Below are 25,668 nucleotides of genomic sequence, written 5' to 3'. Positions count from 1 at the left end.
CGCCGACGACGAACCGTCGACACCGACCACAACCGGGGCATCAGGTCCCTTCATCACTTTCCCTCCGTCAGCACACGCACGCGCAACACCCCGGGAACCGACCCGGCGAGCGCACTCAGCACGCGTTCGGTCTCGGCGTCGGCGGCCTCCCCGCCGACCACTGCTTCACCGTCCCGCACCACGACCGTCCACTTGCGACTGCCGCCGCTGTACAGGTCGAGCATTCGCTGGGCTTCGGCCGACACGGTCGTGTCCGTGCGGGCGAGGACACGCACGAGATCGCGCCGGGTGACCACGCCGACGACCGTCGATCCGTCCACAATGGGCACGCATCGGATGCGGTCGTCCACGAGCACACGGGCGATCACGGCCCCTTGTGCGTCGGCGTCCATCGCGACGGCGGGAGACGTCATCACCTCGCCCGCGGTCTTGCTGCCGTTGTCGTCGAGGTAGCCGTTGCGCAGCAGGTCGGCCTCGGTGACGATGCCGATCAACCTCTTGTCGTCGTCCACGACCGGCAACGCGGTGAACCCGTGCGACACGAGCAACGCCGCGGCGCCGCGCACCGGCACCTCCGGTCGCACCGTGATGGCCGGACTGGTCATGATGTCGCGAGCACGCATGGCGCTTCTTCCTTCCGGTCCTTGGCACCCACGAGCAGCAGCGCCTGCGGGAAACCCGCCAGCTCGTGACGTTCGATCAGCCCGGCCCGCCACTGCTGCCGGTGCATCAGGTGGACCACCGGACGGACCCGCAGCCCCGCCGGCCGCGCCGCGAGCACCGCCGCCTGCAACGCGGCCCCGCCCCGCACGTGGTCCGGCCGCCCGTCGCCGACCGTCACGACGACAAGGGTGTCGTCGTCGACCGGGTGCAGCTCGGTGCCCGCCCAGTGGCTGGCGGACACGAGGTCCCGCGCCTGCCCGTCTCCGGTGCCCTCGGGCAGCCGCATCGCCTGGTACTGGGAGAGCTCACGCAGGTCCGGAGGTTGCCGCCGGTCGGCTTTCACGACCGCGATCAGGTCCGGGTTCGCCCGGTCGGACGGGAACACCACCTTGGCGTGCCACCCGGCGGCCCGGACCGCGAGCACGACGTGCTCCAGGGCCGCACCGCAGGTCAGCAACCGGTCCATGCCCAGCGGGTCGTGCGACGACCTGTGCCGGACCTCGTAGAGGTACACCGACCGGTTGTGCAGTTCGAGCACCCAGGGTTTGCCCGGGCTGTACACGGGCGCGCTCCTGGCCGCTTCCACGATTTCCGCCGCCTCCGCGGCACTCCAGCGCATGCCTCGACGATCCGGCGAACAGCGGTGTGCCGGACAGGGCGCAGGGTCTCGCCCACCGCGGGACGTTGGACTCTGCGAGCGGGTGCGAGTGCCGTTCCACGCTGGAATCCCCGGACGAGGAGGTTCCATGAGCACCGCCAAGAAGTGGTCGGTCGAGATCCACATCGACGAGCACGAGTCTCGGACCAGGGCGGAGGCGCGCCTGCACACCGCGGACAGGACTCATCTGGTCGGGTTCGGCCTGGCCCGCCTCAACCCCGCGGACCGCGACGTCCCGGAGATCGGCGACGAGCTCGCCGTGTCGCGTGCGCTCGCCGACCTCGCGCACCAGCTGCTCGACGCGGCCGCCGGCGACATCGAGGGCGTCACGCACGCCTCAGCACAGCTGAACAAGTGAGGAGCGGACGATGTACTACGGCACCCCGATGGGCTGGGGCGGCTTCGTGGTGATGACGCTGGGCATGATCGTGTTCTGGAGCGTGCTGCTCACGGTCGTCGTGCTCCTGGTCCGCCGTCGCGACGAGCACGGCGGTGCGGCGCTGCGCATCCTCGAGGAGCGGCTGGCGAGAGGCGAGATCGACACCGACGAGTTCGACCGGGTCCGCAAGACCCTGCGCTCTCGTTGATCAGAGCCTTTGGTCCCTGCGCCGACTCGCCCGTGCGGAGGATCGTCCGATTCGAGGTCGCGAGCGAGAGGTGATGGCGGTGGTTGCGCGAGTCTTCCTGGTGGACGACCTCGAGGTCGTCGGCGAGGCGTCCTCGGTCGCCGAGGCGCTCACCAGGGTGCCCGCGACGGCGCCGGACGTCGCCGTCCTCGACGTGCGGCTGCCCGACGGCAACGGCATCGAGCTGTGCCGGGAGCTGACGTCCCGGTTGCCCGGCCTCAAGTGCCTGATGCTCACGTCGTTCACCGACGACGAGGCGTTGTTCGACGCGATCATGGCCGGCGCGGCCGGGTTCGTGCTCAAGCGGATCGTCGGCACCGACCTGACCAACGCGGTGAAGACCGTTGCAGCCGGGCAGTCGCTGTTGGACGCCCGGTCGACCGAGGCGCTGCTCAACCGGATCCGCCGCGAGCGCCAGACCGGCGACCCGGTGCGCATGCTCACCGAACAGGAGCGCACGGTGCTCGGCCTGATCGGTGAGGGCCTGACGAACAAGCAGATCGCGCAGAAGATGTTCCTCGCCGAGAAGACGATGGAGCGCCGCACGCAGGCTGCCGTGCTCGCGTCGAAGCTCGTCAGAACGATGCCCGGCGAAGGCTGAGCAGGTAGCCGGAACTCGAGTTCGCAACTCGCCGTCTGGTTACGTGGAGAAGGCGCCCTTCATCCACGTGGTATGCAACGCCAGAACTTAAGGGTGCTGGGCGGGTTGTGTCCTGGCGGTTGGTTGTCGCGCCCGAGGTGGCCGTGACGGTGGATGAAGGGCTCCTTGCTCCACCTGGTGTGGATGAAGGCGCCCTTCATCCACGTCACCGCCCAGCAGGCGGGTTACGGGCAAGACGCCTGGTTCAGCGGCACCTGCCACGTCACCCGCGTGCCCCCGCCGGGTTCGTCCGCAACGGAGCAGGATCCGCTGTGCCCTGCCGCGCGCTGTTCCAGGTTGCGCAGGCCGCTGCGGGCCACCTGTGGCGGCATGCCGACGCCGTTGTCGACCATCGTGATGGTCAGTGCGTCCCCAGCCTCGACGGTGAGCGTCAGGTCGGTGGCACGGGCGTGCCGCAGCGCGTTGCTGACGAGTTCCTTCACCACGGCCTCGGCGTGCTCGCCGAGGCCGTCGGACACCAGGTTGTCGATCGTGCCGCTCATCCGCACCGCGGGTGTCACCGCCTCGCCCTCGGTGAGTTCGGCGACGATGTCGAGCAGCCGGCGGCGAAGCCCGCTGTCGTCGGCCGACTGCAGGTCGAAGATCGAGGTCCGGATCTCCAGCACCGTCTGGTCGAGCTGGTTGACCGCCTTCTGCACCCTGCGCTTGGCCTCGGGGTGGTTCACCCACGTCAGCGCGCCCTGCAGGCTCATCCCGGTGGCGAACAGCCGCTGGATGACGTGGTCGTGCAGGTCCCTCGCAATGCGGTCGCGGTCCTCCAGCACGTCCACGAGCCGCCTGGCCTTCTGGTTCTCCGCGAACTCCAGCGCCACCACCGCCTGGTCGGCCAGCGAGGCCAGCAACGGCATCAGGTCCGCCCCGAACGGCACCGCGCCTTTCTCCCGCACCGTCACCAGCAGGCCGGTCACCGCGGTACCCGCGCGCATGGGCACGACGACGCACGCGCCCAGCTCGGTTCCTGGCGAACCGAACAGCCCTTCCAGGTCCTCGACCAGCATCGGCGCACCCGATTCCAGCACCTCGGCGAGAACCGTCCCCGTGGGGTCCATCATGCCGTCGACCAGCGATGCACCTGCCTGGGCCACGGCACGCACACGCGGGTCCGCGCCGTCGGCGAGCAGCACGGCCACGCTGTTCGCGGCCGCCAGCTCCAGGGACCGGTGGACGATGAGCTGGAGCGCGTCCTCCGCGGAGGCACCGCCCAGCAGCTGCGAGTTGATCTCGGCGGTGGCCTCCAGCCACCGCTCGCGCAGCCTCGACCGTTCGAAGAGCCGCGCGTTCTCCACCGCCACGCCCGCGGCCGCCGCCAGCGCTTCCAGCACCACCTCGTCATCCGCGGTGAAGTCCGAGTCGTCCCTCTTCTCGGTCATGTAGAGGTTGCCGAAGATCTCGTTGCGCACCCGCACCGGAACGCCCAGGAAGCTGTGCATCGGCGGATGGTTGGGAGGAAAACCGACGGAGGCCGCGTGCTCGCTGAGGTCGTGCAGGCGGATCGCGCGCGGATCCTTGATCAGCAGGCCGAGCAGCCCCTTGCCCTCCGGCAGATGGCCCATCCTCGACCTCGTCTCGGGATCGATCCCGACGTAGACGAACTGGGAGAGGTTGTCCCGCTGCCCGAGCACGCCCAGAGCGCCGTAACGCGCCCCCACGAGCTCGACAGCGGCCTGGACGATGCGCTGGAGGGTGGAGTCGAGCTCGAGGCCGGCGCCGACCGCCAGGACGGCGTCGAGCAGCCCCTGCATCTTGTCCCTGGTCGAGCCGATCTCGGCGAGGCGCTCGCGCATCTCGTCCAGCAGGTCGTCGAGCCGCAGCCCGCCCAGCAGGCTGCGCGAACGGTTCTCTGCCGACCCCGTCATGGCTCGAAGCCTGACACGTGGTCGTGGCAAGGCCAAGCGGTCCCGGCCAGGTCAGGACCTTTGGCGCTGGAGTGTGCTCCGCGAACGGGTGAACGTTGCGCAAACCGAAGTCGGCAAGCAGCGCACGGGGGGACGGATGGCAGAGATGATCGGGGCGTTGGGACTGGCATCGGAGCAGGTGGAGAGGGTGCTGAGGTCCGCGTCGCTCGCGCCGTCCGTGCACAACAGCCAGCCGTGGCGGTTCCGGCTGTTGCCGGACCGCATCGAGCTGCACCCCGACTTGTCCCGCAAACTGCCCGCCACCGACCCGGAGAACCGCGAGCTGCGCCTGTCGTGCGGTGCCGCGCTGTTCAACCTGCGCATTGCACTGCAAGGTCTTGGCGTGCGGCCGCTGGTCACCGTCCTGCCCGACCAGAACCCGTCCGGCGCATTGGCCACCGTTCGCAGAGGCGGCACGCTCAAGCCCGACGACGAGATGCTGGCACTGCTCAAAGCGGTGCCCACCCGTCGCACCAACCGCCGCCCGTTCTTCGAGTCCGGTGTGGACTCGCGGTACCGGCACGCCCTGGTACGGGGGGCTGAGCTCGAACGCGCGTGGCTGCACATCGTCGGATCCCGCGAGGAAGTGGCCAGGATGAAGGGATTCGTGCGCAAGGCCCACCGGATCCAGCAGGAAGACCCCGGAGTGCGGGCCGAGCTCGACGCCTTCACCGGCCACCGGCCGGGCGCGACCGACGGCGTGCCACCCGCCTCCGCCGGCGCCCGCCCCGAGGCGCAGGACGAGTGGGCGTTCCGGGACTTCCACCCCGGCCAGGAACACGACCGGCTGTCGGGGAAGGACTACGAGTCCAATCCCCTCGTCGCGGTCGTGTGCTCGTACTACGACGGTGCGCTCGCCGAGGTCCAGGCAGGTCAGGCCATGCAACGTGTGCTGCTCACCGCGACCACGCTCGGGCTGTCCGCGTCGTTCATGTCCCAGCCGGTCGAGGTGCGCTCGGTGCGCGAGGAGCTGCGCCGGTCGCTCGGCAGCCTGCTCGTGCCCCAGACCGTGCTGCGGATCGGGTTCAGCACCCCGGTCCCCGCGACGCCGCGGCGACCGGTGGCCGAACTGCTGATGGAGCCCACGATCTCGAAGGGCTGAGCAGTTCTGTGCTGGGCGGGATCACACGAGGACCCGCTCGCCGGCTCTCGGCACCACGGCCGTCCACCCGTGCTCGGCCGCGAGGCGGTCGGCCAGGGTCGCGGCGCTCTCCGGTTCGCCGTGGACGACGTACGCCACAGCAGGAGCGGGTCCGCTCGTGGCCCATCCGATCAACTCGTCCGCGTCGGCGTGTGCGCTGAACGCGTCCAGCACCTGGACCTCGGCCTTCACCGGCACGTACCGGCCGTGGATCTTGATCTCCCGAGCGCCGTCGACGAGGGACCGAGCCCGCGTGCCCACTGCCGCGTAGCCGACGATGAGGACGGTGTGCTTGTTGTTGGGCAGCATGTGCTTGAGGTGGTGCAGCACGCGGCCGCCGGTGGCCATGCCGGACGCGGAGATGATGATCGAGGGCTTCTTCGGGTCGTTGGCCTGCATCGACTGGGTGGCGGTGTGCAGCTCGGCCAACTGACCGGGGTCGAACGCGTCCTCGCCGTCCATCAGCTCCGGCCGGATCTCCGGCCAGCTCTTCGCGATCGCCTGCCGGTAGACCCGCAGTGACGCCAGCGCCATCGGGCTGTCGACGAACACCGGCAGGTCCGGAATCTGCCCCGCGTGCGCCAGCTTCGCGAGCTCGATCAGGATGACCTCGGTGCGGTCGACCGCGAACGCCGGGATCAGCACGCTGCCACCGCGCGCGGCCGTGCGGCGGATGGTCTCCGCGAACAGCGCGGTCGCCGCGGCGTCGTCGTGCGGGCGGTCGCCGTAGGTCGACTCGATCAGCAACGCGTCGCAGGCGGGTCTCGGCTGCGGTGCCAGCAGCACCCGGTGCGCGGGCCTGCCCAGATCACCGCTCACGACCACGCTGCGCTCGCCCAGCGTCAGGTGCGCCCAGGCCGAGCCGAGGATGTGGCCGGCACGGCCGAACTCCAGATCCACACCGCCCGCGATCGATCGTGCCGCTTCGAAGTCGATCGGCCGGAACAGCTTCGTGGCGCGCTCCGCGTCGTCCGCGTCGTACAGCGGCAACGCGGGCTGGTGCTTGGACCAGCCGGACTCGTTGGCCTGCCTGGCCTCCTCCACCATCAGGTGCGCGCTGTCGGCGAGCACGATCGCCGCCAGATGGGCCGTGCCCTCGGTGGTGAACACCGGGCCGCGCCACCCGTGCCGCACCAGCACCGGCAGGTAACCGCAGTGGTCGAGGTGCGCGTGGGTGAGCACGACGGCGTCGAGGCGGTCGAGGTCGAGCGGCGGCCGCTGCCAGTTCCGCCGCCGCAACGGCGCCAGCCCCTGGAACAACCCGCAGTCCACCAGGACCTGCGAGGTGCCGGTGTCGAACAGGAACTTGCTGCCGGTGACCGTGCCGGTACCACCCAGGAACGTCAGCGTGCTCATCGTCGTGCCTCCTCGTACTTGAGATCACACAGTCGTTCCTGAGCGGGCGGCCCCACAGCGGCACGGGGCCTGGTGACACGAGGACTTTCGTCCCTCGCAGGTGGCTCCCCTCCGCACTGGGAACGGCTCCCGCGCCAGGCGACCGTGAAGGCATGGAACCTGTCGTGGTGATCGCAGACGGCTCCCCGTGGACCGAGGAAGCCGAGCAGTGGGCAGCCGCTCACGCGAAGCTCGTCGACGCCGAGGTGGAGGTCCGCCGGCTCGAGGAGCACTTCCACGCTCAGCTCGTGGTGCTCGGTCACCAGGGCCGGACCGCCTCACCGCTCGGCCTCGGCAGGCACGTCCTGGCCGCCGTGTGTGCTGCCGGTTGCGACGCGGTGGTGGTACGCGGCACTCCGGACGCGCGACACGGGTTGCACGGCCGCATCACCGCGCTGGTCAGCGGAGGCGTCGACGACGAGGGTGTGCTGGCCCGTGCCGTGGTCTTCGCCCAGAGCCACGGCGCCGCACTGCGAGTCCTGCACGCCGCACCGCTGTCGGTGGTGCGCGCGGACCTCGACGAGGACCACAGCTGGGTGCTGGAGCGCTCGACCGACCTGCTCGCGGGGTTCCCGCACAGCGCGGTGCTCGTCCGCAGCCAGCCGCACGAGGCCATCAGCCGTTGCGTCGACACGGACCTGCTCGTCGTCGGCCCCGGCGAGACCCGCACGTGCGGCGCAGTGACCAGGGCCGCACTGCACCACGCCCCCTGCCCCGTGCTCGTGGTGCACCGATCCGCTCAGGAGGAACACCGTGGCGCCCCTTCCCTTCCCGCTCCTCGCCGACCAGTACGCGCCAAGGTCTGAGTTCGGTCGCACCGACCACGTCGTCGTGGACGCCGACCCGGACTCCACGTACAAGGCGGTGCACGACCTCGACCTCACCGACCTGCACGGCTTCCTCGTCACCGCGGCCGTGCGGCTGCGCGAGCTGCCCGAACGATGGCGTGAGGAGCAGGCTCCCCGGCAGCGCACGAGGCTGACGCTCCACGACCTCGACGCGGGCACCGACTGGGTGCTGCTCGGCGAGAACCCCGGCTACGAGATCGTGTTCGGCGCGATCGGCAAGGCCTGGAAACCCGTCGTCAGGTGGAAGCCCGTCGAGGCGCGGGACTTCATGGACTTCAACGAGCCCGGCTACGCGAAGGTCGTCTGCTCGATCTCCACACTTCCCTACGGCCGGCGCCGCACGCTCGTCACCGCCGAGATGCGCGTGATGCTCACCGACCCGCGCGCCTGGCTGAGCTTCCGCCGCTACTGGCGGATCAGCACACCGTTCGTGGGCGTCATCAGCCGCGCGATCCTGCGGACCGTCAAGCACTCCGCGGAAACCGGCGGTCTGCGATGAACGTCATCAGCACCCGGCAGCTGAGCAAGTCCTACGGCAGAACCGTCGCGCTGCGGGACCTGAACCTCGAAGTGCGTCCCGGCGAGGTCTACGGGCTCCTCGGCCCCAACGGCGCCGGCAAGACCACCACGCTGCGCCTGCTGATCGACGTGATCAGGCCGACCGGCGGCACCATCAGGCTCTTCGGTTCGCCCATGTCACCCCGGCTGCGCGGCCGGATCGGGTACCTGCCCGGCGACCTCGTGCTCTACGACCGGTTGACCGGCGCCGACTACCTGCGTTTCTGCGGGGCGTTGCGCGAACATCCCGACCTCTCCGAGGCGTTGCGGCTCGCCAAGCGCCTCGACCTGGACCTCGACCGGCGCACCGGCGAGCTCTCCAAGGGCAACCGCCAGAAGCTGGGCATCGTGCAGGCGTTCGGGCACCGGCCGGAGCTCGTGATCCTCGACGAACCCGCGAGCGGCCTGGACCCGTTGGCGCAGCGGGAGTTCCACACCCACCTGCGCGAGTACGTCGACGGCGGCGGCACGGTGCTGTTCTCCTCGCACGTGCTGTCGGAGGTGGAGCACGTGGCCGATCGAGTCGGCATCCTGCTCGCCGGCCGCCTCGTCGTCGAGGACACCGTCACGTCGTTGAAGGCCAAGGCGATGCGGGAACTCACGTTCACCTTCGGCGAGGAGGTCGCGGCGGCTTCCTTCAGCGGGATTCCCGGTGTGCGGGCGGCGGTTCAGGTGAGCGGCACCGAGGTCCGCTGCCGCGTCACCGGCGCGGTCGGCGAGCTGGTGCGCACCGCGGCCCGGTTCCCGCTGCTCAACGTCACGAGCCACGAACCGGACCTCGAGGACATCTTCGTCCACTACACCGAGGAGCACTCCGATGACGACTGAGCTGGTGACGAAGTCGTTGCGGGACAACCGGGGCAGCACGACCGGCTGGGGCATCGCCCTGGTGGCGAGCGTGCTGCTGCAGCTCGCCGTGTACCCGGCCGTCCGGGACGCCGCCGGCGAGTTCGAGAAGCTGCTCGACTCGTACCCGGAGTCGTTCAAGGCCTTGTTCAACCTCCAGCAGTCGCTCGCCAGCGGGGTGGGCTACCTGCAGGGCGAGGTGTTCGGGTTCCTCGCGCCGCTGGTGCTGCTCGGTGTCGCCATCGGCCAGGCTTCCAGGGCCACCGCGGGCGAGGAGAAGGCGCACACGATGGACCTCTTGCTGGCCAACCCCGTTTCCCGCACCCGCCTGTTGCTGGACAAGGCGCTCGCGGTGTTCGTCTCGGTCGCTCTTGTCGCGGTGGCGTTCGGCGTGGTGCTCGTCGTGGGCAGCTCGGTCGCCGGACTTGGCGTGCCGTGGCTCGACCTGGTCTTCGCGGTCACCGCGAGTGCGGTGGTGGCGCTGCCGTTCGGCGCGCTGGCGTTGCTCGTCGGTGCGCTCACGGGCCGTCCGGGTCTCGCGGTCGCGCTGCCGGTGGGGCTCGGTCTGCTGACCTACCTGCTCGACGCCCTCTCCCCGCTGTCGGAAGGGCTGCGGCCGTGGCGGGTGCTCTCGCCGTTCCGCCACGCCGCGGTGAACGCCGCGCTGAACGGAGACCCGAACTGGCTCGGCCTGACCGGACTGGTCGCGCTCACCGCGGTTCTCCTCGCGGGTGCGGCGCTGGCCTTCGAACGCCGGGACGTCCGATCCTGATGCCGCGCCCGCCTCGCCGTCGTGGATGAAGGGTTCCTTCCTCCACCTGGTGTGGATGAAGGGCGCCTTCATCCACGTCACCACGCGCCTGGCGAGGCCTGATCACACGGTGCACGGCAGCGCGGCAGATCCGGTACGCCCGGCGTGAGCGGCGAACCCGACCGGGATGAACGGCGCCGTTCATCCCGAGCCTGGCGTAAGAGCACGTTCAGCAGTGCCAACGGATCAGGTGCGGGACTCGAAGAACGCGGGCGGCGACGTGCTCGCGTTCTCGGCCCCTGCCTGGCGTGCGCTGGTCAGCTGGCTCGGCTGACGAACGTCATCCCGGCCGCGAGCGTGGTGAGCCTGCGCTGGTCGTCCTCGGTGACCGGCAGGCCGCTGCGCTTGCTCAGCTCGGCGGCGTAGGCCTGGAAGTCGATGGAGTCGAGGTCGAGCTCCTCGCGCAGGTCCGCATCGGGAGCGACGTCGCCGAGCTCCGCGTCCGGCGCGACGGTCAGCAGGGCGGCCTGGATCATGTCGCGGGCTTCGTCGGGTGTCATGGCTCCTCCGGTGTGGTCAGCAGTTTCTCGACGATCTCCAGGTAGCGGGCGCCGGTGTGCCCGTCGGTGGCGCGGTGGTCGGCGGACAGCGTCACGGTGACCACGGGCCGCACGCCGAGCAGTCCGTCGACGGCCCACGGGCGTTCGAGCACCTTGCCGACGCCCACGAGCGCGACCTGCGGTGGGTGGATCACGCCGAAGACCGACTCGACGCCCCGGTCCCCGAGGTTGGTGACCGTGATGGTCGCCTCGGTCAGCTCGCTGCCGCGCAGCCGTCCGCCGCGGGCGCGGGTGACGAGGTCGCGCACCCGGTCCATCATCTCGACCGGTCCGAGGCCGGTGGCGTCCGCGATCACCGGGACGATGAGGCCGCCGCCGCGCAACGACACCGCCATCCCGAGCCGCACGCCTTCGCCGGGCTCGAACCCCTCGCTGTTCCAGAACCCGTTGAGCTGCGGCACCTTCTCCGCCGCGCGGGCGCACGCCCGCAGCACCAGTGCGACCGGCAGCACGCGGCGTTCCACCGGCAGGTCGCGGTTCAGCTCGGCGAGCCGGGCCAGTGCGACGGACATGTCGATCGTGGTGCTCAGGTAGTAGTGCGGGATCTCGCGCTTCGACCGTGCCATCAGCTTCGCGGTGGCCTGCCGCATGGTCGCGGTCCGATCGACGACAGGCGCGGCCGGTTTCACGGCCTGCGGTGCGGGTTTCACGGCCTGCGGTGCGGGTTTCGCCGCACGGACGTCGGCCGCACGAACGATGCCGTCGCGCGACACGACCTGAGCGAGATCGACGCCGAGCTCCTTCGCGAGACGCCGGGCGTACGGCGTGACCTTGGCGCGCGGGGGCGACTCGGTCTCCGTTCGCGGCCGGGCGGCCCGTTGCACGTCGGCACGGGTGATCGCGCCGCCCCTGCCGGTGCCGCGGACTCCGGTCAGGTCGACGCCCAGCTCCGCAGCCTGCTTGCGCACCAGTGGGCCGACGACCGGAGGTCGCCGCCTCGGCGGTGGCACGGGTGCGGACGGCGCAGCCGCAGCGGCCTCAGCCGGTTTCGCCGGCACGGCCGGAGCAGGCGCAGCCGGTTTCGCCGGCACGGGCTTCGCTGTTGCGCCGTCCGCCGTCCCGATGGTGGCGAGCGGCGTGCCGACCGGCACCGCCTTCCCCGGCTCCACCAGGATGTCCTCGATCACGCCGCTGTCGAAGCACTCGACGTCGACGGCGGCCTTCGAGGTGTCCACGACCGCGACGACGTCACCTCGCGCGACGGTGTCCCCCGGCTTCACCAGCCACTCGATCACCGTGCCCTCGTCCATGTCGGCGCCGAGCGACGGCATCCTGAACTCAGCCACCGCGCACCACCTCGCGGGCCGCGGCGGCGATCGACGCCGGTTGCGGCAGCGCCGCCTCCTCCAGGTGCTTGGCGTACGGGATCGGCACCTCCGCGCTGCACACCCGCCGGACCGGCGCGTCGAGCTCGTACAGGGCCTCCTCGGCGATGCGCGCGGCGATCTCCGCCGACAGGCTGCCGGTGCGCCAGCCCTCGTCCACGACCACCGCGCGATGCGTGCGCCGCACGGACTCCAGGAACGTGTCCGCGTCCAGCGGGCGCAGCGTGCGCAGGTCGATCACCTCGGCGTCGATGCCGTCCGCCGCGAGCTCGTCGGCCGCGGTCAGCGTCTTGGCGAGGCTGCCGCCGTAGGTGATGAGCGTGACGTCGCTGCCCGGCCTGCGCACCGCGGCGCGGGTGAGGTCCACCGGGCCGGCGTCGTCGGCCAGCTCGCCGGAGAGGTTGTAGAGGGCGTTGTGCTCGAAGATCAGCACCGGGTCCGGGTCGCACAGCGCGGGCCACAGCATGCCGCGCGCGTCCTCCAGCGTCGCGGGCGCGAGCACCCGCAGTCCGGGGATGTGCGCGTACCAGCCTTCGAGGCTGTGGGAGTGCTGCGCGGCCAGCTGGCGGCCCGCGCCCGTGGTCATCCTGATCACCAGCGGCACCGGGAACTGGCCGCCGGACATGTGCAGCAGCGTGGCGGCGTTGTTGAGGATCTGGTCGAGCGCGAGCAGGCTGAAGTTGACCGTCATGATCTCGACGATCGGGCGCATGCCGTTGAGCGCCGCGCCGATGCCCGCGCCGACGAACGCCGACTCCGACAGCGGGGTGTCGCGGATCCGTTCCGGGCCGAACTCCTCCAGCAACCCGAGGCTGACGGCGTAGCAGCCGCCGTAGCTGCCGACGTCCTCGCCCATCAGGAACACGCGGTCGTCGCGCTGCATGGCGTCGCGGATCGCCTCGCGCAGAGCCTCGCGGTAGGTGGTCTTCACGGGATCACCTCCGAGGTGACGAACCGGGTGAGGTCGGTGACCGGCTCGAGATCCGCGGCGTCGGCGGTGGCCACGGCGTGGTCGATCTCCACCGACACCTCGGCCTCCAGCGCCCCCAGTTCGTCGTCGGTGAACTCGGGCTTCATCACCGCGACGAGCCGGTCGATCGGGTCCAGATCGCGCCACCGCGCGACCTCCGCCTTGTCCCGGTAGCGCTCCGGGTCGTACATCGAGTGCGCGCGGAACCGGTACGTCCGCAGCTCCAGCAGGCACGGACCGCTGCCGGCCCTGATCGACTCCGTGGCACGACGGGCCGACTCCTTCACGGCGAGCACGTCCATGCCGTCGACAGACCAGGCCGCGAGGCCGTACGACGAAGCGCGCAGCGCGAGGTCACCGGCGGCGTGCTCCTTGGCGAACGCCGTGCCCATCGCGTACTGGTTGTTCTCACAGCAGAACAGCACCGGCAGCCGCCACAGCGCGGCGAGGTTCAGCACCTCGTGGAACTCGCCCTCCGCCGCCGCCCCCTCGCCGAAGAAGCACGCGACGACCCGAGGCTCGCCCCGCATCACGTGCGCCAGCGCGAGTCCCGCCGCGACCGGCAGGCCACCGCCGACGATGGCGTTGCCGCCGAAGAACCGGTGGCTCGCGTCGAACAGGTGCATCGACCCGCCCCTGCCCCGGCTGCACCCGGCCACCTTGCCGAACATCTCGGCCATCACCGCGTCCATCGGCACGCCGCGCGCGAGCGCGTGCCCGTGGTCGCGGTAGGTGGACACGACCGCGTCCTGCGGGTCCAGTTCGGACATCACGCCGGTGGCGACCGCCTCCTCGCCCACGTACAGGTGCAGGAAGCCGCGGATCTGCGCGGAGCTGTACAGCTCCGCGCACCGCTCCTCGAACCGGCGGATGCGCACCATCTCGCGCAACAGGTCCAGGTGTTCTTTCACCGTCCCACCTCCAGCGTGGACGTGTCGCCTTCCGGAAGCCCCAGTTCCCTCGCCTTCAACAGCCGGCGCATCACCTTGCCGCTGCGGGTGTGCGGTAGGTGCTGGTCGAACGTGATCTCCTTGGGCGCCACCGCACCCAGCCGCCGACGGCCGAACGCGATCAGCTCGGTGCGCAGGTCCTCGGTGGGCTCGTTGCCGGCGCGCAACGTCACGAACGCCTTCACGACCTCGCCGACGACCGGGTCCGGTTTGCCGATCACCCCGGCCTCGGCGACGGCCGGGTGTTCCATCAGCGTGCTCTCGACCTCGAACGGCCCGACCAGGTGGCCCGCGGACTTGATCACGTCGTCGGCCCGTCCGACGAACCAGTAGTAGCCGTCGGGATCGCGCCGGGCCAGGTCTCCCGTGAGGTACCAGCCGTCTACAAAGGACTTGGCGTAGCGTGCGTCGTCGTGCAGGTAGCCGCGGAACATCGACGGCCAGCCCGGCCGCAGCGCCAGCTCGCCGACCGCTTCCGGGTCGGTCACCTCCACCACGTGTGCACCGTCGCCCGTCACGATCCCGGCCTCGACACCGGGCATCGGCAGTCCCATCGAACCCGGCCGGATGTCCTCCGCGGCGTAGTTGCTGATCATGATCGCGCCGGTCTCGGTCTGCCACCAGTTGTCGTGCACCGGCAGGCCGAGCGCTTCCTGGCCCCAGACCACGACTTCCGGGTTCAGCGGCTCACCGACGCTCGCGACGAACCGCAACGCGGAGAGGTCGTACCGCTTGGCCAGCTCGGCACCCGAACGCATCAGCATGCGCAGCGCGGTCGGCGCCGTGTACCAGACCGTGACGTGTTCGTCCTGCAGCACCTCGTACCAGCCGTGCGCGTCGAAGTCCGACGCGTCCACGATCATCGTGACGCCGTGGGTGAGCGGGGCGATGATGCCGTAGGACGTTCCGGTCACCCAGCCCGGGTCCGCCGTGCACCAGTACACGTCGCCGGGGTGCAGGTCGAGTGCGTACGCGGCGGTGACGTGGTGTGCCAGCACGGCGCCGTGCACGTGCACCGCGCCTTTGGGCTTTCCGGTGGTGCCGCTGGTGAAGTGCAGCAGCGCCATGTCGTCCGGCGACGTCGGCGGGATGGTGAACTCGTCGCTCGCCAGCGCCATCACCTCGGCGAACGACCGCGTACCGGGAGGCGGGTCACCGATCACCAGCACGTGTTCCAGCGCGGGCAACGACTCCCGCAGCTGCTCGACCCGCTTGCGGTACAGCTGCGGCGTGGTGACCAGGACTCGCACGTCGCCGAGGCGCAGGCGTTCCCGCACCGGCTCCGGCCCGAACGCGGAGAACAACGGCGCGTACACGCTCGTGTTCTTCACCGTGCCGATGGCCGTGACGTACAGCTCCGGCACCCGGCCGAGCAGCGTCGCCACGCGATCGCCCTTGCCGATCCCGAGGCCTCGCAGCACGTTCGCGAACCTGTTGGTGGCACGGCGGAGGTCGTCGTAGGTCAGCTCGGTGGTGTGCCCGCCGCGGCCGCGGCAACGCAGCGCGACCTTGTCGCGCAACGGACCTGCCGCGTGCCGGTCCACGGCCTCGTGCGCGATGTTGAGGCCGCCGCCCGGCAACCCGGCGAGCTGCCGCCGGGCGCCGGCCCAGCTGAACTCCGCGCGCACCTGCTCGTAGTCCGCCAGGTTCGGCCTGACCGCCCCGGCGTGACGTTTCCTGATCGGCTCCCAACCCATGACTCCAGGCTGGAGCGGAGGGGGCCGGCGCAGCAGGGACGAAGGTCCCCGGTGTGAGCGCCGTTGGCATGCAGCTGATCCGCGTCCACGGGTCCGTCGGCACCGGTGCGCGAGGGGATTTGGCCCCTGGCTCTCGCCCGTACTCGCGAGCTAAGTGTGAACGGTCCAAACGATTCGCGAGAGGGAACCCCGATGAGCAGCATCCGCCCAGTTCTCGCGCTGATCGCGTGCGTGGTCGCGGTCGGCGGTACGGCACCGGCGGCGGTGGCCGCGCAGCAGACTTCGACCCTGGTGGCCATCAGGGCCGCCCATCACCCCGACTACGACCGGGTCGTGTTCGAGTTCTCAGGACCGGTTCCCGCCCGACGGGACGTCGGCTACGTACCCGAGCTGATCGGTGATCCGTCCGGTCTGCCGGTACCGGTGGCCGGGGACGCGATCCTGCAGGTCCGGATGGCACCCGCGCGTGGGCACGACGACAACGGCAACGTCACCTACGGGCCGGCCCGCCGCACCTATGCGCTGCCCAACGTCATCCAGGTGGTCAACTCGGGTGACTTCGAGGGCGTGCTGACCTTCGGCATCGGGCTCGCCCAGCGCACCGGTGTCACGGTGTCCACGCTGACCGGCCCGAGCCGGGTCGTCGTCGACATCGCGACGCCGTTCCGCACCGTACCGGTGAACGTCCACTTCCTGGACCTCTACCGGTTCGAGCAGGGTGTCGAGCCCTACACCCGGCCCGTGTCCCGGCAGGTGATCCCCCCGGCCACCGCACGCGGCGCGCTGCAGCGGCTGTTCGCCGGGCCGACCCAGGAGGAACTCGCGCAACGGCTCCGGTTCGCCGACTCCGACGCCACCGGCTTCACCGACCTGTCCATTGTGGATGGAATCGCCAGGGTGCGGCTCACCGGCGGCTGCTCCAGTCACGGCTCGACCTTCACCGTCGCCGGCGAGATCTTCCCGACGCTCAAGCAGTTCGGCTCGGTGCGGTGGGTGAAGATCTACGATCCGCAGGGCCGCACCGAAAGGCCCGCCGGGCAGAGCGACTCCATTCCCGAGTGCCTGGAACCCTGAGCCTCACTCCAGGCGCCCGCTCAGCGGTTCGTCCTCCTCGCCGGCACCGGGCCATCGGGCCTGGGAGGGAACCTCACCGGAGCTCGGCCAGATGACGTCGAGTTCCTCGGCGAGCGCGTCGAAGATCGGTGTGCCCGTCATGCCAGCCACCATGTGGCATGCCGCCGTCACGGCGTAAGGGGCCGTTCTGGGCCGTGCGAAATGCGCATTGCGGTCGGGAACCGCCTTCGCGACAGCATCCGGCGAAAGGCCCGCAGCGGGGCGGGCCCCAGGCCTCTGGCCCGGCGTGCACCGCAGTCCGACGCTGGAGACATGGACACCGACAGCTACATCGCCTTCCTCGTCATCAGCACGCTGCTGGTGGTGATCGACGCTGTGATCATCACCATCAGCGGCCGCAAGTACCTCGGCGACGACGCGCACCCCGGCATCAGCATCGCCGCGAGCTGGCTCACCTCCACCCTGTTCACGCTCATCGTGCTCGGTCTCGTCGCCCTCATCTCCACCGTGGACCTGCCCGTCGACGGCTCGCTGCAGAAGACCGTGACCAAACTCGGCCTGGTGCTGCTCCTGCTCGCCATCGCCCACGCGATCACCATGGCCGTCCTCACCCGCTACCGGGGCCAGGAACGCCAGGAACACCTCGCCGAGGAACTCGCCGAACAAAACCGCGGACACACGAAGAAACCCGAAGTGTCACGCTCGATCGAACGCGACGAACCGTACTCGACGGTGTAGCTGGCTCGTGATGCCGGAAGCTCAGAGACGCCGCACGATCGTCACCACCCTGCCGAGGATTGTCGCTTCATCCCCGTTGATGGGTTCGTACGCTTCGTTGTGAGGCAGCAGCCACATGTGCCCGTCTTTGCGTTTGAGCGTCTTGATCGTCGCCTCGCCGTCGATCATCGCTGCGACGATTTCTCCGTCGGCCGCCGTCGCCTGCATCCGGACCACGACCCAGTCGCCGTCGGTGATGGCCGCGCCGCTCATCGAGTCACCGGCCACCCGGAGCAGGAACAGCTCTCCATCACCGACGATCTCCCGTGGTAGCGGGAAAACGCTCTCGATGGCCTCCTCCGACAGAATCGGCCCACCAGCGGCAATGCGACCCACCATCGGCACGTAGGCGGGCGTCGGCTTGGGCGCGGGGCCTGGCCCGGCGTCAATCCCGGTGGGCAGCATGCCGACCGCGCGCGGCCGGTTGGGGTCCCTGCGCAGGAATCCCTTCCGCTCCAACGCGCGCAGGTGGTAGGCGACGGACGACGTCGAGGTCAGCCCGACCGCCTCGCCGATCTCGCGCACGCTCGGCGGGCAGCCGAAGCGGTCCACCCAGTCCCGGATGACCTCCAGGACCTTGCGCTGGCGCAGCGTGAGGCGCTCACTGCCGGCGACTTCCGCCACCTGCGCGATCGGCAACGGCAGCGCCACCGTCAACTGACTCGGCGCCGAGGTCTGCGATACGCCCCAGAGGCTCGCCAGGTACTCGGCCGCTTGAGGGGTCTCAGCACGACGCGGCTGGAGAGCCGGTTCGACACTGGTTCCGGGCGCCGGGTGCGGGAGTTCCAGGTGGACGTCAGGGGCGTCCGACGGAAAGCCATCACGGTGCTCGGCCGCGGACACGTAGCCGTCGGGATCGGCGACCAGCAGGTCGGTTCCCGCGAACCCGTTGGCGAGCAACGCAGCCAGCACCCGGACGTCGTCCTGGGCGAGCGCCGAGACCTGTTCCGGACGCACGGTGGCGTGCACCCAGGTGAGCGTCCAGCGTTCGACGTCCTGCACCGGCCCGTGCAGCGGCAGGACCAGCAGTTCCGCCCGGCCGTACGGCAGCAGGTGCCGGGCGTCGGACGCCGAGGCGAGTGCGGCCGCGCCGACACCCCTGCGGTCGACGACCACGGCGTCGGGCAGATGCGCGACAACGATCCCGCGGCTCGGGTGGCCCACGGCCGCGTCCCGGACCACGACGATCTCGTACTCCGCTCGCCACCGCTCGGCGCAGGTCTCCACGAGGTCGCCCAGGTCGTCGGAGTACGCGGCGGCCCAGTCCCCGTCGACGCGGTCGAACCCGATGCCCGCGACGACGTCCAGGACGCCGCCGCCCGGCAGCCAGGTGCGGACGACGGCGGCGAGCGGATCGCCGGGATCGGCGAGCAGCGATGCCTGGCGGCCCGGTGACTCGTCGGGGTTCCAGTCGACGTACAGGACGAGGTAGCCCCAACGGGCGAGGAGTGCGGCAACCGTCACCGCGGTGTTGTCGGGCCGCTGCGCGGTGAAGGTGACGATCACGGCTGGAACACCGGGAAGGCCGGCTTCGGCGCGGCCTCCGGCTCGGGGACCTGGCACTCCGGCCAGTCCGCTCGCCAGGGCGGCACCGCGGTGATCGTCTTGGCCACCTCGCCCGCGATCATCCGGACCGTGTCGAACAGATCGGCCTGGCGGTGCGAACCGGCGAACGCGGGGAACGGGTTGGACACCCCGCGCACGTCGAAGTGCTGCCGCTGTTTCGCGTCGTCGGGGAAGTTGTCCCCGTCGGAGTACCGCACCGGGTACACCAGCCGAGCGGTCCCGCCCAGCGCCCGCTCCCTCGCCTCCATCGTCCGCCACTCGGCCAGGCACCACGGCGAGTGGAAGTACGGCGGCGACCAGACGGCCACGAGCATCTTGCTGCGCGCCAACGCCTCCCGCAGCAGCGACGGCCACACCGCCCCGGTCTCGACCGCCAGGTCGATGAACACCGCGGTACGGCCGAGCTCGTCAGCGAGGCAGTCCTCCAGCATGCGGTGGAAGTGCCCGCGCACCCAGGCCGCCGCGTTCCCCGGCCCGGATCTGCGATAGCTGAGGAACACGTCGAACTGATAGCCGTCAAGCAGGGGCAGCAGCCCAGGACGCCCGGTCAGTTCCGCCATGTGCCGAGCATCGCGGCGCTCGAAAGGGTCGTTACCCGGCCCCTCAAGATTGAATCGCTCCCGCAACAGCAGCCCCGCCCGATGCGACAAGCCCGCGCTGTGCCGCCGGCCTGGACGGCACCCGGAAGAACGGTGCTTTCATCGGTCGAGCAGTTCCAGGAACCGCTCGAGCAGCATGTCCCGGTACGCCTCCTGGGTCCATCCGCAGTCCCGCACCAGCAACGTGTAGGCACTGTGCTGCGCGGTGACCCAGCACAGGTCGACCGTGCGGTCGACGTCGTCGGGAGGACGGCAGAGTCCCCACTCCACCAGACGGTGGATCAGGCGGCGGCCTTCCTCCCGCATGTCCTCGATCCTCTTGCGGTAGGCGACCGCGAGCACCGGGTCGGTGTTCGCGCCCTCCACGAAGGCCGACCACATGCCGACGCTGCGCCGGTTGGCGTCCGTCAGCGTGGCGGCGACGAGCGCGAGAGCGTCGCGGAGCGTTCCTCCCGGCGGCGGTGCCGCCAGTTCCGGGCGCGCGTAGAGGGCCGTTCCGTCGGTGGTTCCGCTCAGCGTGATCTCCAGCGCCCGGAGGAACACGTCGGCCTTGCCCCCCAGCGCGTAGATCGTGTCCATGGAGACACCGGCGACGGTGGCGAGCTGGCGCATCGACGTGGCCGCGTAGCCCTGTTCGGAGAAGAGGGGCTCGGCGGCCAGGCAGATCTGGACTTTCGTCTGCTCAGCCCGTTTCTCTCGCGACGGCGAGCGATAGGTGCGGGCCACTTCTCTCCTTTCACCCCTTACGAGATAGTCTAGGGCGATATTCGCCAGAACAGTGTTACGCCTAATTCAGGAGAGCACCCCGTGAGCCGTGTTGTCGTGGCCGCCAGTCCGCTGGCGGGCCACACGTTCCCGATGATCCAGATCGCCGGCGAGCTCGTCACCGCCGGACATGACGTCACCTTCGTCGGCGGCGAGCGGTTCGCCGACCACGTCGCACAGGCGGGCGCCACTCTGCGGCCGCTGACCGGCAAGGCCGCCTACGACGACCGCCGGATGGCCGAGTTCTTCCCGGAGCGGTCCACCCTGTCCCCCGGCCCGGAGATGCTCACCTGGGACGTCTCGCACGTCTTCGGCGACGCCATCCCCGACCAGCACGCACTGATCCAGGAGTTGCTGGCCGAAGATCCGGATGCCGTGGTCGTCGCCGAGCTGATGTTCCTCGGCGGCCTGCCTTCGCTGCACGGCGCCGGTGCCCGGCCGCGTCGCTGGATCGGCGTCGGCATCTCGCCGCTCTACTACCCCAGTGACGACACCACGCCGTTCGGCCCGGCGCCGGTTGCTCCGGGTACCGACCAGGTGGAGGCGAACCGCGCGATGAACGCCGGGCTCGCCGCCGCGCTGTCCGGTGCGGCCGAATACCTGCAGCGCGTGGTCGACGGCCTGGGCGCGACCGGGTTCACGATGCCGAACTACTTCTCCACGATGTACACCGAGCCCGACGACGTGCTGCAGCTGACCGTGCCGGAGTTCGAGTTCCCCCGCTCCGACCTGCCGGAGAACCTGGTGCGGTTCGTCGGGCCGCTGCCGCCGGTCGCCCCCGCGGGCTGGACCGAACCCGCCTGGTGGCCGGAACTGGACGGCGACCGCCCGGTCGTCGTGGTGACGCAGGGCACGCTGGCCAACGACGACCTCTCCGAACTCGTCGAGCCGACGCTGGCCGCGTTCGACGGCGAAGACGTGCTCGTGGTGGCAGCGCTGGGACGCCCGGCCGTCGCACTGACCGGTCCCGTGCCGGCGAACGCCGTCGTCGAGGAGTTCGTGCCGTTCGACCGGCTGCTCCCCCGCGCGGACGTCTTCATCACGAACGGCGGCTACGGCGCCACGCAGCAGGCGCTCGCGGCCGGCGTCCCGGTCGTGGTGGCCGGGCAGACCGAGGACAAACCCGCGATCGCCGCACGGGTCGGACTGCTCGGCCTCGGCATCGACCTGCGGACTCAGCGTCCGGCACCGGAGGAGGTGGCCGGCGCAGTGCGACAGGTCCTGGCCACACCGTCCTTTCGGGACAGGGCGGTCGAGCTGTCACGGGCGTACGAGAAGGTCGACGGTCCGCGGCTGATCGTGGACGTCGTCGCGGAAGCGTTCCGGAAGTGAGACGTCGGCGGGCGAGGCCGCACAGTCTCGTCCGCTGCACGGCGAAGTGCCGACGACGGCCGCAAGCACCGCGGATCCACGCCAGCGCCCTGAATCAGGTGATCGTCCTGTGGCGTTGCGCCGGAGCGGTCGCTGACGACCCAGGGCTTCGAGCCTGCTGAGCAAGCGCTGGTCACCATGCGCCTGTGCACCGAGCGGGTTTCCGGTCGAGCCGACGTTGTGGACAGGCCTGACCAATGTGGACTATGCGGTGCGGGAGGAGATCTTCGGCCCGGTCGCCGCGCTGATCCCCTTCGACACCGAGGACGAGGTTTGTCGCGCCGGCCAACGACACCGACTACGGCCTCGCCTTCTCCCTGTGGACCAACGACCTGAACCGCGGCCACCGGAGCCGTGGTGATGTCCGGCGCGCTCGGTCCGATGGTCCCGATCACCGGAGCCGGTCGGTACCGGCTGGTGCTGGAACCCCGCGGAGGACGAAGCCGGGTGTCGCAGTCCCGCAGGATGGACGTGGTCAGCAGTTGATGCTTTCGAGCGCGGACACGACTTCGGCCGTGGTGCCGTCCACATTGAACAAACACCGGTCGACGGCCACCTCGACATCGCGCCGACTCTCATTTGCCCTCAAAAGCTGAACGGCGGATGCGCTGCCCAGCCGCCTGGCGGGGGTGGGCCCAGCCGGGCAGCGGGTTGTTCCGGACGTCCGGCAGCTGGGAGCGACGCGAAGAACCCACGACACTGGGAACACAACACCCGCAGAGCGCGAGGTGGCGAAACGGAAGTGGTTCGTGACCCGGATTCCCTGATCTTCTCAGGGAATTCCTCCTCCGTCGCGATGACTTCTTGATCGAACTGCGCCGGACCCGATCCGTCCCAGAAGGAGACCCTCTCATGTTCAACCGGATGCTGAGCGCGTTTGGCATTGGTGGCCCGTCCGTCGACACCGTGCTGGACTCGCCGCACGCCGTGCCAGGTCAGCCCCTCACCGGGCAGGTGCGCATCCAGGGCGGCAGCTCGGACGCCGAGATCGGCCAGGTCGTGCTGTCCGTGGTGACGCAGGTCGAGGCCCAGGGTGGTGGCTTCGGCGGCGGTGGTGAGGTCACGGAGTTCTTCCGGACGGTCGTGCAGCAAGGGCTGCGGGTGCCGGCGGGTCAGCTGGTCTCGGTCCCGTTCCAGCTGGCACTGCCGTGGGAGACGCCGATCACCGCGGTCGGCGGCGCTGCCCTGCCGGGCATGAGCGTGGGCGTGCGCACGGAACTGCACGTCGCGGGCGCGCCCGACAAGGGCGACCTCGACCCGGTCCTGGTCGGCCCGACGCCCTCGCAGAACAAGGTGCTCGACGCGTTCGGGCAGCTCGGCTTCTCCTTCCGCGGCACCGGCGTCGAGGCCGGGCGTCTGCCGGGTGTGCCGCACGAGCTCGGCTTCTACCAGCGGCTCGAGTTCTTCCCCCCGGCCCAGTTCGCGGGCCGGGTGAACCAGGTCGAGCTGACCTTCGTGGCCAACGCGCACGAGCTGCACGTGATGCTCCAGGCCGACCGCCACCGCGGCGGGTTCCCGGCCGGTGGTGACACCACCGGCCACCTGCGGCTCTCCCACCAGGAAGCACAGGTCACCGACTGGGCCGCGGCGATCAGCGGCTGGCTCGCGCAGACCGCCGAGCGCAGCCAGATGAACCCCGCCTTCGGCGGTCAGCCCGGTCACAACCCCGCCTTCGGCGGCCAGCCCGGGTACGGCGGCCACGACGACTACAACCAGCAGGGTCAACAGCGCGGATCGGGCAGGGGCGGCATGCTCGCCGCCGGTGCGGCCGGTGTCGCCGGAGGTCTGCTGGGCGGGATGGCGCTCAGCGGAATGGCCGACGAGTTCTTCGGCGACGACGAGGAATGATCCGGCACCATCGAGTCGCCGGACTTCCAGCCATGGGGTAGGTGTCCACAGAGGATATTTCTCTCCCCTGAACGACCCAGGACACTTGTCCAGGAACGGAACGCATGCTCAGCCCACTGGACCTGTCGCTGATCCACGGGCCGATCCCCATCACCGCGACCGTTGCCGGTGCGCTCGCACTGGTCACTCTGGCAGTCCGGAAGAACCGCAGGTGGTGGACCCGGATCGTGCCGGCCGTGGTGCCGGCATGCGCTGTATCGGTGGCTGTGCTGAAGTTCGTGGTCGACCACGTGTGGAAGCCGTGGCCGGAGCGCCTGCCCACAATCCTGTCCGTGTGGGTGGGCGCGGTGTTGCTCGCGGTGTGCCTCGCCGTCGCGCGGCTGCGGGTGGGGCGGTGGTGTTCACGCGTGCTGAGCGTGGTGCTGGCGCTTGTCGTGACGGCGAGCGCGGTGACGGCCACGAACGCCCACTTCGGCTTCTACCCCACATCGCGAGCGGTGCTCGAGGTGTTCACGAACAACCGCGTCGACCTCGACGAGGCCGCGAAGCCCGCGTCGAGCCTGGTCGAGGTGCCCGCGGGCGGCAAGCTCGCTGACGTCTGGAGGAAGCCCGCCGACCTGCCCGACAAGGGCACGGTGTCGGAGGCGGAGATTCCGGGCGCGTTCAAGGCGCGCAAGGCGTGGATCTACCTGCCGCCCGCCTACTCCGCGACGCCGCGCCCGCGCCTGCCGGTCCTGGTGCTGCTCGCCGGGCAACCGGGATCGCCGCGCGACTGGTTCGACGCGGGCAGGCTCCCCGAACGCCTGGACGCGTTCGCCCGCGAGCACGACGGGCTGGCACCGATCGTGGTCGCGGCCGACCAGCTCGGCTCACGCACGGCGAACCCGTTGTGCCTGGACTCGAAACTCGGCCAGTCGGAGACGTACCTGGCCCGCGAGGTCCCCGCGTGGATCAAGCAACGGCTGACCGTGGACGAACGCCGCGGAGCCTGGACCATCGCGGGCCTCTCCCACGGCGGCACGTGTGCCCTGCAGCTCGCCGTACGCGCACCGGACGTCTACGGCAACTTCATCGACCTCACCGGGCAACGCGAACCCACTCTCGGCACGCGTGCCGAGACGGTCAAGGCCGCGTTCGACGGGGACGAGGCGGCGTACGTGCGCGTCAACCCGCTCGACGTCCTCGCCCGTGAACAGTTCCCGCGAACCGCGGGCGTGATCGTCGCGGGACGCGACGACCTGCCCTACCGGCAGGCGGACGCCGAGGTGTTCGAGGCCTGCCGCAAGGCCGGTATGGACGTGGTGTGGAAGGAACTGCCGGGAGCACACGACTGGAACGTGTGGCGCCCGGGCCTCTACGACTCCCTGCCCTGGCTCGCCGCACGAACGGGCCTGAGCAGGTGACCCGCAGTCACCACCAGGAAACGAGAACGATGAGCACACAAGTGGACGACACGGCGTCCGGCACCCCTGAAGCCGGTCCACTCGCCCGGGGCTTGGACCAGATCACCCGGCCGATCGGCCGGCTGTTCCGGACCGCTCCGCTGACGTGCGTCTTCCTCGTCGTCTTCTGGACCGCCGGCGCGCTGACCGGTGCGCTGGGCGGTCCGAACGACGACTTGCTCGCGCGGGTCGGCTTCGGCACAGGCAGTCCGTTGTGGACGGCGTTCTCTTCGGCGTTGTGGGCCATGGATCTCATGGGTTACGTCGTGACGACCGTGCTGTTGCTGGTTTTCGGCCCCTTGGCGGAACGCGAGTTCGGGGCGCTGCGCACCGCGGTGATCTTTCTCGGTGTTCTTCCTGCGCCGCGACGAAGCCCGGCCTACCCGGATGCCGCCGCACTACCCCGTATCGCCAACGCGGTCAGCCGCGCCTACCTGCCCCACATCACCCCGCGCCAGGGCTTCCGCCTCGCCGCCAAGATGATCAGCCGCTCCTGACCGGCCACAGTGGACCCTTCCGGCCGGCTCGGGAAATCCGGCCGACCGGCGGGGCCCGCACCCCGACCTGACGGATGGCCCCGCCGCCCACCGCACCGCCAAAGTTGCCGCATGACACAGATGCC

Annotated in this window: 29 protein-coding genes; 16 read left to right on the top strand and 13 right to left on the bottom strand. The window is 70.4% G+C overall.

Annotated elements, in window-relative coordinates; all coding sequences use genetic code 11:
- Window positions 1-53: 53 nt before the first annotated feature.
- A complete protein-coding gene (locus ABZV40_RS39660) occupies window positions 54-623 on the bottom strand; it encodes a CBS domain-containing protein (RefSeq protein WP_355454185.1) in 570 nt (189 codons plus the stop codon).
- Complete coding sequence (locus ABZV40_RS39655; protein ID WP_355454183.1) at window positions 602-1,282, bottom strand: hypothetical protein; 681 nt, start codon at window positions 1,280-1,282, stop codon at window positions 602-604. Before ABZV40_RS39655 ends, ABZV40_RS39660 begins: the two co-directional genes overlap by 22 nt.
- Before the next feature lie 127 nt (window positions 1,283-1,409).
- Between ABZV40_RS39655 and ABZV40_RS39650 the strand changes: the two genes are divergently transcribed.
- The 3 genes from ABZV40_RS39650 (at window position 1,410) to ABZV40_RS39640 (ending at window position 2,548) form a co-directional block, all read left to right on the top strand.
- Entirely contained in the window at window positions 1,410-1,679 is a 270-nt protein-coding gene (locus tag ABZV40_RS39650; protein ID WP_355454181.1) for a DUF1876 domain-containing protein, read from the top strand.
- A 10-nt stretch (window positions 1,680-1,689) separates the two neighbouring features.
- Entirely contained in the window at window positions 1,690-1,908 is a 219-nt protein-coding gene (locus ABZV40_RS39645) for an SHOCT domain-containing protein (protein WP_355454179.1), read from the top strand.
- 79 nt (window positions 1,909-1,987) lie between these two features.
- Window positions 1,988-2,548, top strand: coding sequence for a response regulator transcription factor (locus tag ABZV40_RS39640; RefSeq protein WP_355454177.1), 561 nt, complete (start codon window positions 1,988-1,990; stop codon window positions 2,546-2,548).
- A gap of 224 nt (window positions 2,549-2,772) precedes the next feature.
- On the opposite strand, the gene ABZV40_RS39635 is transcribed toward ABZV40_RS39640, so the two are convergent.
- Window positions 2,773-4,464: a GAF domain-containing protein gene (locus tag ABZV40_RS39635; protein ID WP_355454175.1), complete on the bottom strand. Its 1,692-nt coding sequence runs from the start codon at window positions 4,462-4,464 to the stop codon at window positions 2,773-2,775.
- Between the two features lie 136 nt (window positions 4,465-4,600).
- Here ABZV40_RS39635 and ABZV40_RS39630 point away from each other — a divergent pair, with 136 nt between their 5' ends.
- Window positions 4,601-5,605, top strand: a complete 1,005-nt coding sequence (locus tag ABZV40_RS39630; protein WP_355454174.1) for a nitroreductase — start codon at window positions 4,601-4,603, stop codon at window positions 5,603-5,605.
- Between the two features lie 21 nt (window positions 5,606-5,626).
- Here the strand turns inward: ABZV40_RS39630 and ABZV40_RS39625 are convergent, their stop codons facing one another.
- Window positions 5,627-7,000 (bottom strand): MBL fold metallo-hydrolase, encoded by a 1,374-nt coding sequence (locus ABZV40_RS39625; RefSeq protein WP_355454172.1) that lies wholly within the window; start codon window positions 6,998-7,000, stop codon window positions 5,627-5,629.
- A 152-nt stretch (window positions 7,001-7,152) separates the two neighbouring features.
- On the opposite strand from ABZV40_RS39625, the gene ABZV40_RS39620 reads away from it, so the two are divergent.
- The 5 genes from ABZV40_RS39620 to ABZV40_RS39600 all read left to right on the top strand — a co-directional run bounded on the left by ABZV40_RS39620 (window position 7,153) and on the right by ABZV40_RS39600 (window position 10,376).
- On the top strand, window positions 7,153-7,845 hold the full coding sequence (locus ABZV40_RS39620; protein ID WP_355454170.1) for a universal stress protein: 693 nt from the start codon (window positions 7,153-7,155) through the stop codon (window positions 7,843-7,845).
- Window positions 7,793-8,386, top strand: coding sequence for a hypothetical protein (locus ABZV40_RS39615; RefSeq protein WP_355454168.1), 594 nt, complete (start codon window positions 7,793-7,795; stop codon window positions 8,384-8,386). Before ABZV40_RS39620 ends, ABZV40_RS39615 begins: the two co-directional genes overlap by 53 nt.
- On the top strand, window positions 8,383-9,273 hold the full coding sequence (locus ABZV40_RS39610) for an ABC transporter ATP-binding protein (protein WP_355454166.1): 891 nt from the start codon (window positions 8,383-8,385) through the stop codon (window positions 9,271-9,273). Before ABZV40_RS39615 ends, ABZV40_RS39610 begins: the two co-directional genes overlap by 4 nt.
- Window positions 9,263-10,063 (top strand): ABC transporter permease subunit, encoded by an 801-nt coding sequence (locus ABZV40_RS39605; RefSeq protein ID WP_355454164.1) that lies wholly within the window; start codon window positions 9,263-9,265, stop codon window positions 10,061-10,063. The genes ABZV40_RS39610 and ABZV40_RS39605 overlap by 11 nt, the downstream gene beginning before the upstream one ends.
- A gap of 214 nt (window positions 10,064-10,277) precedes the next feature.
- A complete protein-coding gene (locus ABZV40_RS39600; RefSeq protein ID WP_355454162.1) occupies window positions 10,278-10,376 on the top strand; it encodes a DUF397 domain-containing protein in 99 nt (32 codons plus the stop codon).
- Here the strand turns inward: ABZV40_RS39600 and ABZV40_RS39595 are convergent.
- The 5 genes from ABZV40_RS39595 to acsA are packed head-to-tail and all read right to left on the bottom strand — an operon-like array spanning window position 10,360 to window position 15,604.
- Window positions 10,360-10,602, bottom strand: a complete 243-nt coding sequence (locus ABZV40_RS39595; RefSeq protein ID WP_355454160.1) for a phosphopantetheine-binding protein — start codon at window positions 10,600-10,602, stop codon at window positions 10,360-10,362. The genes ABZV40_RS39600 and ABZV40_RS39595 overlap by 17 nt on opposite strands.
- Window positions 10,599-11,948 carry a dihydrolipoamide acetyltransferase family protein gene (locus ABZV40_RS39590; protein WP_355454158.1) on the bottom strand — a complete coding sequence of 450 codons (1,350 nt, stop codon included), beginning with the start codon at window positions 11,946-11,948 and terminating at the stop codon, window positions 10,599-10,601. Before ABZV40_RS39590 ends, ABZV40_RS39595 begins: the two co-directional genes overlap by 4 nt.
- Window positions 11,941-12,918: an alpha-ketoacid dehydrogenase subunit beta gene (locus ABZV40_RS39585; protein ID WP_355454156.1), complete on the bottom strand. Its 978-nt coding sequence runs from the start codon at window positions 12,916-12,918 to the stop codon at window positions 11,941-11,943. The genes ABZV40_RS39590 and ABZV40_RS39585 overlap by 8 nt, the downstream gene beginning before the upstream one ends.
- Window positions 12,915-13,868, bottom strand: a complete 954-nt coding sequence (pdhA, locus tag ABZV40_RS39580) for a pyruvate dehydrogenase (acetyl-transferring) E1 component subunit alpha (protein WP_355454154.1) — start codon at window positions 13,866-13,868, stop codon at window positions 12,915-12,917. Before pdhA ends, ABZV40_RS39585 begins: the two co-directional genes overlap by 4 nt.
- Window positions 13,865-15,604, bottom strand: a complete 1,740-nt coding sequence (gene acsA / locus ABZV40_RS39575) for an acetate--CoA ligase (RefSeq protein WP_355454152.1) — start codon at window positions 15,602-15,604, stop codon at window positions 13,865-13,867. Before acsA ends, pdhA begins: the two co-directional genes overlap by 4 nt.
- Window positions 15,605-15,796: 192 nt before the next feature.
- On the opposite strand from acsA, the gene ABZV40_RS39570 reads away from it, so the two are divergent.
- On the top strand, window positions 15,797-16,678 hold the full coding sequence (locus ABZV40_RS39570; RefSeq protein WP_355454150.1) for a hypothetical protein: 882 nt from the start codon (window positions 15,797-15,799) through the stop codon (window positions 16,676-16,678).
- A 3-nt stretch (window positions 16,679-16,681) separates the two neighbouring features.
- Here the strand turns inward: ABZV40_RS39570 and ABZV40_RS39565 are convergent, their stop codons facing one another.
- Window positions 16,682-16,819 carry a hypothetical protein gene (locus ABZV40_RS39565; protein ID WP_355454148.1) on the bottom strand — a complete coding sequence of 46 codons (138 nt, stop codon included), beginning with the start codon at window positions 16,817-16,819 and terminating at the stop codon, window positions 16,682-16,684.
- Between the two features lie 171 nt (window positions 16,820-16,990).
- On the opposite strand from ABZV40_RS39565, the gene ABZV40_RS39560 reads away from it, so the two are divergent.
- Window positions 16,991-17,416 carry a hypothetical protein gene (locus tag ABZV40_RS39560; protein ID WP_355454146.1) on the top strand — a complete coding sequence of 142 codons (426 nt, stop codon included), beginning with the start codon at window positions 16,991-16,993 and terminating at the stop codon, window positions 17,414-17,416.
- 21 nt (window positions 17,417-17,437) lie between these two features.
- On the opposite strand, the gene lexA is transcribed toward ABZV40_RS39560, so the two are convergent.
- The 3 genes from lexA to ABZV40_RS39545 form a co-directional block, all read right to left on the bottom strand.
- Window positions 17,438-18,112, bottom strand: a complete 675-nt coding sequence (gene lexA / locus ABZV40_RS39555) for a transcriptional repressor LexA (RefSeq protein WP_355454189.1) — start codon at window positions 18,110-18,112, stop codon at window positions 17,438-17,440.
- 845 nt (window positions 18,113-18,957) lie between these two features.
- Window positions 18,958-19,581, bottom strand: a complete 624-nt coding sequence (locus tag ABZV40_RS39550) for a TIR domain-containing protein (protein WP_355454144.1) — start codon at window positions 19,579-19,581, stop codon at window positions 18,958-18,960.
- Window positions 19,582-19,719: 138 nt separating this feature from the next.
- Window positions 19,720-20,346: a TetR family transcriptional regulator gene (locus tag ABZV40_RS39545; protein ID WP_355454142.1), complete on the bottom strand. Its 627-nt coding sequence runs from the start codon at window positions 20,344-20,346 to the stop codon at window positions 19,720-19,722.
- Between the two features lie 81 nt (window positions 20,347-20,427).
- On the opposite strand from ABZV40_RS39545, the gene ABZV40_RS39540 reads away from it, so the two are divergent.
- The 5 genes from ABZV40_RS39540 to ABZV40_RS39520 all read left to right on the top strand — a co-directional run bounded on the left by ABZV40_RS39540 (window position 20,428) and on the right by ABZV40_RS39520 (window position 25,543).
- Window positions 20,428-21,717 carry a nucleotide disphospho-sugar-binding domain-containing protein gene (locus ABZV40_RS39540; RefSeq protein WP_355454140.1) on the top strand — a complete coding sequence of 430 codons (1,290 nt, stop codon included), beginning with the start codon at window positions 20,428-20,430 and terminating at the stop codon, window positions 21,715-21,717.
- 238 nt (window positions 21,718-21,955) lie between these two features.
- On the top strand, window positions 21,956-22,117 hold the full coding sequence (locus ABZV40_RS39535) for a hypothetical protein (protein ID WP_355454187.1): 162 nt from the start codon (window positions 21,956-21,958) through the stop codon (window positions 22,115-22,117).
- A 491-nt stretch (window positions 22,118-22,608) separates the two neighbouring features.
- Window positions 22,609-23,604, top strand: a complete 996-nt coding sequence (locus tag ABZV40_RS39530) for a sporulation protein (RefSeq protein ID WP_355454138.1) — start codon at window positions 22,609-22,611, stop codon at window positions 23,602-23,604.
- Window positions 23,605-23,708: 104 nt separating this feature from the next.
- Entirely contained in the window at window positions 23,709-25,007 is a 1,299-nt protein-coding gene (locus ABZV40_RS39525; RefSeq protein WP_355454136.1) for an alpha/beta hydrolase-fold protein, read from the top strand.
- Between the two features lie 29 nt (window positions 25,008-25,036).
- Complete coding sequence (locus ABZV40_RS39520; RefSeq protein WP_355454134.1) at window positions 25,037-25,543, top strand: hypothetical protein; 507 nt, start codon at window positions 25,037-25,039, stop codon at window positions 25,541-25,543.
- Window positions 25,544-25,668 lie beyond the last annotated feature (125 nt).

Source organism: Lentzea sp. NPDC004782, from assembly GCF_040609115.1.
Taxonomy (GTDB): domain Bacteria; phylum Actinomycetota; class Actinomycetes; order Mycobacteriales; family Pseudonocardiaceae; genus Lentzea.
The sequence above is the reverse complement of the archived record's forward strand: the minus strand, read 5'-3'. Positions and strand labels throughout refer to the sequence as shown.